General features: G+C 71.4%; 6 protein-coding genes. 3 read left to right on the forward strand and 3 right to left on the reverse strand.

The genetic code is table 11. From position 1 onward, the window contains the following. Positions 1-31 precede the first annotated feature (31 nt). From ABZ321_RS37600 to mce, 3 genes are all read right to left on the reverse strand, one after another. Complete coding sequence (locus ABZ321_RS37600) at positions 32-1,276, reverse strand: cell division protein DivIVA (RefSeq protein WP_344510219.1); 1,245 nt, start codon at positions 1,274-1,276, stop codon at positions 32-34. A 618-nt stretch (positions 1,277-1,894) separates the two neighbouring features. Continuing rightward, the gene (ccrA, locus tag ABZ321_RS37605; RefSeq protein WP_344510217.1) at positions 1,895-3,244 is read right to left on the reverse strand and encodes a crotonyl-CoA carboxylase/reductase; all 1,350 of its coding nucleotides are present in this window, start codon (positions 3,242-3,244) and stop codon (positions 1,895-1,897) included. Positions 3,245-3,402: 158 nt separating this feature from the next. After that, on the reverse strand, positions 3,403-3,879 hold the full coding sequence (gene mce / locus ABZ321_RS37610) for a methylmalonyl-CoA epimerase (protein WP_344510215.1): 477 nt from the start codon (positions 3,877-3,879) through the stop codon (positions 3,403-3,405). A gap of 73 nt (positions 3,880-3,952) precedes the next feature. On the opposite strand from mce, the gene ABZ321_RS37615 reads away from it, so the two are divergent. The 3 genes from ABZ321_RS37615 to ABZ321_RS37625 all read left to right on the forward strand — a co-directional run. After that, positions 3,953-5,140, forward strand: a complete 1,188-nt coding sequence (locus ABZ321_RS37615; protein ID WP_344510213.1) for an acetyl-CoA C-acetyltransferase — start codon at positions 3,953-3,955, stop codon at positions 5,138-5,140. A gap of 208 nt (positions 5,141-5,348) precedes the next feature. Continuing rightward, positions 5,349-6,326: a methylmalonyl Co-A mutase-associated GTPase MeaB gene (gene meaB / locus ABZ321_RS37620; RefSeq protein ID WP_344510211.1), complete on the forward strand. Its 978-nt coding sequence runs from the start codon at positions 5,349-5,351 to the stop codon at positions 6,324-6,326. Between the two features lie 45 nt (positions 6,327-6,371). Then, on the forward strand, positions 6,372-7,738 hold a 1,367-nt coding region (locus ABZ321_RS37625; RefSeq protein ID WP_354900292.1), incomplete at its 3' end, for an FtsX-like permease family protein.

Raw genomic sequence — 7,738 nt, forward strand, 5'->3', positions numbered from 1 at the left:
GAAGCGGCCGGATCACCGCGCCCCGCGAACGTCAGGCGGAGACCTTCTTGCCGTCTCCGGACTCCTTCTTGGCGTCGGCCGGGCCGGCCTGCTGCGGCGGCTGGACCGTCGGCATGATCCCGGCGAGGCCGGAGAGCATCTGACCCAGCTGCGACGTGACCGCGTCCTTCTGGCGGGTGAGGTCCTCGACCTCGCGCCGGGCCCGCTGCGTGGTCTCCTCGGCCTCGGCACGCGCCTCGCTGAGCTGGCGGTGCGCCTCGGCGCGGGCCTCGTTGACCGTCTTGTCGGCCAGGTTCTTGGCCTTCTCGACCGTCTCGGCGGCGCTGCGCTCGGACTCGACCCGGCGCGCCTCGGCCCGCTGCTCGATCTCCTTCGCACGGTCCTCGGCGGCCCGGGCGCGGCTCTCGGCCTCGTTGACGAGCTTCTGGGTCGCGGCGACCGCGGACTGGTGACGGGCCGACTCGTCGCGCTCCGCCTTCTCCTGCCGCTCGGCGATCTCCAGCGCGAGGGACTGCAGGTCCTTGTCGCGCTTGTCCCGCGCGTCGGTCAGCAGCTTCGTCGCCTCGGCGCGCTTCTCCTCCGCCTCGCGGGCGGCCTTGGCGCGCAGCTGGGTGATCTCCCGCTCGGCGGTGGCCCGCAGCGTCGCCACCTCGCGCTCGACCGTGGCCTTCAGCTCGGCGACCTCGTGTGCCGTGGCCGTGCGCAGCTGCTTGGTCTCGCGCTCCGCGTCGGCGCGCAGCGTGTCGGCCTCGCGCCGGGCCTGCACCCGGACCTCGGCGGCCTCCCGCTCGGCGGCGGTGCGCAGGTTGCCCGCCTCGCGCTCAGCGGTCGCCTTCATGGCGGCGGACTCGGCCCGCGCCTTGTCGGTGATCTCGCGAGCCTCGAGACGCGCGGCGGAGATGATGCCCTCGGACTCCCGCTTGGCCTCGCCCCGGTGGTCGTTGGCCTGCTCCTCGGCGAGCCGCAGGATCTGCTCGACCCGCGTGCCCAGCCCCGACAGCGTCGGCCGGTTGTTCTCCTCCAGCTGCTTGTTGGTGTCGCTCAGCTTCTGCTCCATCGTGCCGAGCCGCTGCTCGGTCTGACGGATGCGCCGCTGGGACTCGGCGAGCCGGCTCTCGGCCTCTTCGCGAGCCTGGTTGGCCTGCTGGAGCTGCGCGTTGATCCGCTGCAGCTTGGCGTCGACCTGGGCACGGTCGTAACCGCGCAGGACCACACTCAGCTCTTCGTGATCCGAGCCGTTCTGAAAGAAGTCAACCGAGGACTGCTGCTGGGGCATTGGCACATACTTGCAGACCACCGGGGGGCTTTCGCAAGGGTGCAACGGCACTCTTCCGAGATGGTCGCAAGGTCAACTTCACCGGACCAGGACACGCCATGTTTTTGTCATGCTTTGTCGGCGTGTCGAGTGACCGTACGGCCAGGTCGCAATCACCGAAAAGTGCACCCACCGAGACAACGTCCATACCGCCCCTCACCTCGGATGACACACCCCCGCCGCCACCTGCCCCGCCGCCCCGCCACCCCGGTGGGTCTTCTTGCTCACTGAACTCAACCACACCCGCCCCCACCCCATTGACGACGTTGATCAATGCCCCGGTTCGCGGCTTTCGTTCCATAGACCCCGCGCGATCCACCCACAAGATGATCTCTGATTCGGGTCCACATCGCGCACCCTCTATCCGCCCCCCATCCGGAACGGGACGTCTCGGGGCATTGACCAACGTCTGTGGACCGAGGGGTGATGGCGGCGGCTCGGCGAGCGGGGTGGGGCCGTGGCCGGAGTGGTGGGCCGCGGCGGGAGCCACGACGCTGTGGCGTCCCGTCGCGGGGTCTGGTGCGTACCCGGCTTGAGGGGTGGTAACCGCCGCGGCTAGGTGCGGCGGGTGTCGGCCGGCTACTGGTTGCGGAAGCGGTTGATCGCGGTCTCGTGCTTCGCGCGCAGCTCGGGGTCGCGGACGCCGAGGCCCTCGGTGGGGGCCAGGCAGAGCACGCCGACCTTGCCCTGGTGCGCGTTGCGGTGCACGTCGTGTGCGGCCTGGCCGGTCTGGTCCAGGGAGTAGGTGCGCGACAGCGTCGGGTGGATCTTGCCGAGGGCGATGAGCCGGTTGGCCTCCCACGCCTCGCGGTAGTTGGCGAAGTGGCTGCCGATGATGCGTTTGAGGTTCATCCAGAGGTACCGGTTGTCGTACTGGTGCATGAAGCCCGACGTCGACGCGCAGGTGACGATGGTGCCGCCGCGCTTGGCGACGTAGACGCTGACGCCGAAGGTCTCGCGGCCCGGGTGCTCGAACACGATGTCCGGGTCGTCGCCGCCGGTCAGGGCGCGGATCTCCGCCCCGAAGCGGCGCCACTCGGCGGTGTCCTGCGTGTGCTCGTCCTTCCAGAAGGTGAACGAGGAGCGGTCGATCACCAGTTCAGCGCCCATGGCCCGGCACAGGTCGGCCTTCTGCGGGCTGGACACGACGCAGACGGGGGTAGCCCCGCCGTTGAGGGCGAACTGCGTCGCGTAGGAGCCGAGGCCGCCGGACGCGCCCCAGATGAGGACGGTGTCGCCCTGCTTCATCTGCGCGCCGTGGTGGGACACGAGCTGCCGGTAGGCGGTGGAGTTGACCAGCCCGGGGCAGGCCGCCTCCTCCCACGACAGGTGGGTGGGCTTCGGCATGAGCTGGTTGGCCTTGACCAGGGCCAGCTCGGCGAGGCCGCCGAAGTTGGTCTCGAAGCCCCAGATCCGCTGCTGCGGGTCGAGCATCGTGTCGTCGTGCCCGGTGGCGTCCTCCAGCTCGACGCTGAGGCAGTGCGCGACCACCTCGTCGCCGGGCTTCCACTTGCTCACCCCCGGGCCGACCTTCAGGACCACGCCGGCCGCGTCCGAGCCGACCACGTGATAGGGCAGGTCGTGGCGCTTCGAGAGGTCGTTGAGGCGGCCGTACCGCTGAAGGAAGCCGAACGTCGAGACCGGCTCGAAGATCGACGTCCAGACGGTGTTGTAGTTGACGGCGCTGCCCATCACGGCGATCAGGGCCTCGCCCGGACCGACCTCGGGCGTGGGGACCTCCTGCACGTGCAGGGACTTGCGGGGGTCCTTGTCGCGGGTGGCGAGGCCGTCGAACATGTCGGTCTCGTCGGCGCGGACGACCACGCCACGGTACGACGAGGGCACCGGCAGGCCCGCCACGGCGCGGAGCTCGGCCGCGGGGTCCGCCGCCCGCTCCGCCTGCATGATCGCGTCGAGGATCTGCTGCACCGCTGGGCTCCTAACGTCCGGGATGAAGGCATAAAGCGTGGGACCCCGGAAAGCGGGGTGCCTATGGGGATCGGCAACACATCTCGATGCCCTGAAGCGGACGTTACTGAACGGTAGCTAAATCGGGAACCGGCCTGTGAAGAAGTCCACTGACCTCCTCAGGAGTGGTTGCTCGAAGCTGCTCGGAACGGCTCCACCAGCTCCACAAGTACGCCTCCGGCGTCTTTCGGATGCACGAAGTTGATGCGGGAATCGGACGTGCCGCGGCGGGGCGTCTCGTACAGCAGCCGGACGCCACGGGACCGCAGCTCGGCGCAGGTCGCATCGATGTCGCTCACCGTGTAGGCGAGCTGCTGCATGCCCGGACCGCTGCGGTCCAGGAACTTCGCGATCGTCGAGGCCGGGCTCAGCGGCGCGAGCAGCTGCAGGCAACCCCCTTCGGGGGTGGGTCCGACCGACAGCATCGCCTCGCGCACCCCTTGCTCCTCATTCGTCTCCTCGTGCACGCAACGCATGCCGAACACGCGCCCGTAGAACGCGATCGCCTCGTCGAGATCCGCGACGGCGATACCGACGTGATCGATGCGGAGAATGCCGACGGGTGAGATATCCAACTTCGGGTCCGAGGTCGTCATGGCGATAGTCTGAACCCTAGTAATCGTTCAGTCGCGACGGTGCGATGTGAACCATCTCTCGAAAGGCCTCACGATGACTCAAGCGGTGATCGTCAGCGGCGCCCGCACGCCGATGGGGCGGCTGCTCGGCGCCCTCAAAGACTTTCCCGCCACCAGGCTCGGGAGTGTCGCCATCAAGGCGGCGCTCGAGCGTTCGGGCGTGGCGCCCGAGCAGGTGCAGTACGTGATCATGGGCCAGGTGCTGACCGCCGGCGCCGGCCAGATGCCCGCCCGGCAGGCCGCGGTCGAGGCCGGCATCCCGATGTCGGTGCCCGCCCTGACGATCAACAAGGTCTGCCTCTCCGGCCTCGACGCGATCGCCCTGGCCGACCAGCTGATCCGGGCCGGCGAGTTCGAGATCGTGGTCGCCGGCGGCATGGAGTCGATGACCAACGCCCCGCACCTGCTCGCCGGGCAGCGTCAGGGCTACAAGTACGGCGACGTCGTCATCCGCGACCACATGGCCCTCGACGGCCTCACCGACGCCTGGGACCAGGTGTCGATGGGCGAGTCGACCGAGCGGCACGTGTCCCGGCTCGGCATCACCCGCGAGGCGCAGGACGCGTTCGGCGCGGCGAGCCACCAGCGGGCCGCCGCCGCGCAGAAGGAGGGGCGCCTCGCCGAGGAGATCGTGCCGGTGGAGATCCCGCAGAGGAAGGGCGACCCGCTGCTGGTCACCGACGACGAGCAGATCCGGCCCGAGACCACGGCCGAGACCCTGGCGAAGCTGCGGCCCGCGTTCAGCAAGGACGGCACCATCACCGCCGCGACGTCCTCGCCGATCTCCGACGGGGCCTGCGCGGTCGTCGTCATGAGCAAGGCGAAGGCGGAGGAGCTCGGGCTGACCTGGCTCGCCGAGATCGGCGCGCACGGCAACGTCGCGGGCCCCGACAACTCGCTGACCAGCCAGCCGTCCAACGCGATCAAGCACGCGCTCGGCAAGGCCGGCCTGACCGCCGCCGACCTCGACCTCGTGGAGATCAACGAGGCGTTCGCGGCCGTCGGCGTGCAGTCGACCGCCGACCTGGGCATCGACCCGGCGATCGTCAACGTCAACGGGGGAGCGATCGCGCTCGGCCACCCGATCGGCATGTCCGGCGCCAGGCTCGCCCTGACCCTCGCGCTGGAGCTGCGCCGCCGCGGCGGCGGGCTCGGCGCCGCGGCCCTGTGCGGCGGCGGCGGCCAGGGCGACGCACTCCTGCTCCGCGTCCCCAAGCAGTGACCCTGCGGCGACTCGCGCCAGCGGTCCCGGCGGCCGGTCGAACGCCCGGAACGGCGATCACCGGCCGCCGCCCCGCATATCGAGCGGTGCTCGGGGTGGACGGTCGGCTCGGTCGAGGGGGAGGAACGGGGCTCACCCCCGGGCGCGGAGCGCCTGGAGCGGCGATCATGCCGTACATGAGCGAAAACGGCGACAAGGAACCGCAGCGGTGAGCGTCCGGCGATCGCGGGACGTGCCGGACCTGGTGGCGAAGGCGCGAGAGGGTGACCCCCGCGCCGTCGCCCGCCTGGTGTCGCTGGTGGAGGACGGTGACGAGCTGCTACCGCAGGTGGCCGCCGCCCTCGCGCCGCACGCCGGCGACGCCCACGTCGTGGGGCTGACCGGCTCGCCCGGCGTCGGCAAGTCCACCACCACCAACGAGCTGGTCCGCGCGTTCCGCAAGCAGGACAGGCGGGTGGGTGTGCTCGCCGTCGACCCGTCCAGCCCGTTCACCGGCGGGGCGATCCTCGGCGACCGCGTCCGGATGCAGGACCACGCGACCGACCCGGGCGTCTACATCCGCTCGATGTCCAGCCGCGGGCACCTCGGCGGGCTGTCGGCGGCGACCCCGCAGGCGGTGCGGGTGCTCGACGGCGCCGGCTGCGACCCCGTCGTCGTGGAGACCGTCGGCGTCGGCCAGGCCGAGGTCGAGATCGCGGGGCTCGCCGACACGACGCTGGTCCTGCTCGCCCCGGGCATGGGCGACTCGATCCAGGCGGCGAAGGCGGGCGTGCTGGAGATCGCCGACATCTTCGTGGTCAACAAGGCGGACCGGGACGGCGCCGACGCCACGTACCGCGACATCCAGGGCATGATCGGGCTCGGCGAGCGCGCGCCCGGCCAGTGGCGGCCCAAGGTGCTGCGGGCCGTCGCGGCGCGGGGCGAGGGCATCGACGAGATCGTTGCGACGATCACCGAGCACCGCGAGCACCTGCACGACACCGGCGAGCTGCGCCGGCGTCGCGAGCGGCGGGCCGCGGCCGAGATCGAGGCGATCGCGCTGGGCACGCTGCGTGGCCGGATGGAAGCCCTGCGGGACGGCGCCGTGCTCGCCGGCCTGGCGAGGCAGGTGGCGGACGGTGACCTGGATCCACACACCGCCGCGAGCGAGCTGGTGACCATGACCGAGCGGCGGAACGACCGCTAAGGTCTGCGGGTCAACCTTCAGCTCGACCAGCACAGGGGGCACATCTTGACGGCCTGGACCGTCATGCTGCGTGGCATCAGGTACCGGGCCGGCCGGTCGTTCGTGGTCTTCCTCCTCGCCGTGACGGCGACCACGGCGGCCGTGCTCGCACCCGCGTACAGCCGTGCCGCGCAGCAGTCCGTGCTCACCGACGGCCTGTCCGCCGCGTCCACCGACGCGACCGGGCTGACCGCCGGGGCAAAGGGCACCGCAGACAGCGCCGCGTTCAAGGACCTCGCCGAGATCCGGCTGGCCATGAACACCGCGCTCGCCAAGGACCAACTGCTCGCCGACCGGCTCGACCTGCCGGTCGCGGCCATCGACACCGAGATCTCGTTCGGCGACACCAACGCCAAGCTCGCGTACCGCGACAACGCCTGCTACCACCTGACGATCGACGGCACCTGCCCGGACGACCCGGGCCAGATCGTGGTCAGCAAGCGCACCGCCGCCGCCCGGGACCTGAAGACCGGGGACCACCTCACCGTCCACCTCGGGCCGGCGACCGGCGGGCACGACAAGACGTTCACGATCAGCGGCCTCTACACCCCGACCGACGCCGACGCCGCGTACTGGGGCCGCACCTCCTACTTCAGCGCCAGCGACAGCACGGCCGACGCCCTGTTCTCGATGACCGAGGACGACCTGCGGCTGGAGCGCACCGCGACGCTCGCGACCCGCCTGGAGTACCCGCTGCGCGCGGACCGGGTCAGGCTCGACGACGTCGCCGGGCTCCGCGACGGCATCCAGACCCTGGGTGACCGGCTGCGCGGCGAGGAGCTGGAGCTGACCACCACCCTCCCGGCGGTCCTGCGCGACATCGACGCCGACCAGGCCAGCATCGGACGGACGGCGCCGGTCATCGCGGTGCCGCTGCTGCTGCTGTGCTGGTTCGTGCTGTTCCTGCTCGTCGCCTCGCTGACCGAGGAGCGCGCGCCGGAGATCGCCCTGGCGAAGCTGCGCGGCTACCCGTCCGGACGGGCCACCAGGTTCGGCCTCGGCGAGGTGCTGCTGCTGATCGTCGCCGCGGTCCCCGCCGGGATCGCGGCCGGGCTGCTGCTCGTGCAGGTCGCCGCCGGCGCGCTGCTGGCCGAGGGGGTCGGGGTCGAGGTGCGCTGGCCGGTGTTCACCGGCGCCGCTCTCGCCCTGGCCGCCGGGATCGCCGCCGCGGTGCTCGCCGGCCGGCAGACCCTCGCCCGGCCGATCCTCGGCCTGCTGCGGCGCGTGCCGGAGCGGGGCGGCCGGCGGGCCGGCGTCGCGGACGGCGTCGTCGTGGCGTCCACAGGATCCCCCGTCTCCGGCAGCCCCATCTTGCCACCCAGGTACGACACAAAACCGTGGCTCGCGACGGCGTCCAGCAGGCCCTGCTTGTC

It is taken from the genome of Dactylosporangium sp. NPDC006015 (genome assembly GCF_040614215.1).
Taxonomy (GTDB): domain Bacteria; phylum Actinomycetota; class Actinomycetes; order Mycobacteriales; family Micromonosporaceae; genus Dactylosporangium; species Dactylosporangium maewongense.

Bases quoted from the DNA above. Each gene is read 5' to 3' on its own strand.
- mce (WP_344510215.1), bottom strand. From the start codon at position 3,879: ATGACGACCTCGGACCCGAAGTTGGATATCTCACCCGTCGGCATTCTC.
- ABZ321_RS37600 (WP_344510219.1), bottom strand. From the start codon at position 1,276: ATGCCCCAGCAGCAGTCCTCGGTTGACTTCTTTCAGAACGGCTCGGAT.
- ABZ321_RS37615 (WP_344510213.1), top strand. From the start codon at position 3,953: ATGACTCAAGCGGTGATCGTCAGCGGCGCCCGCACGCCGATGGGGCGG.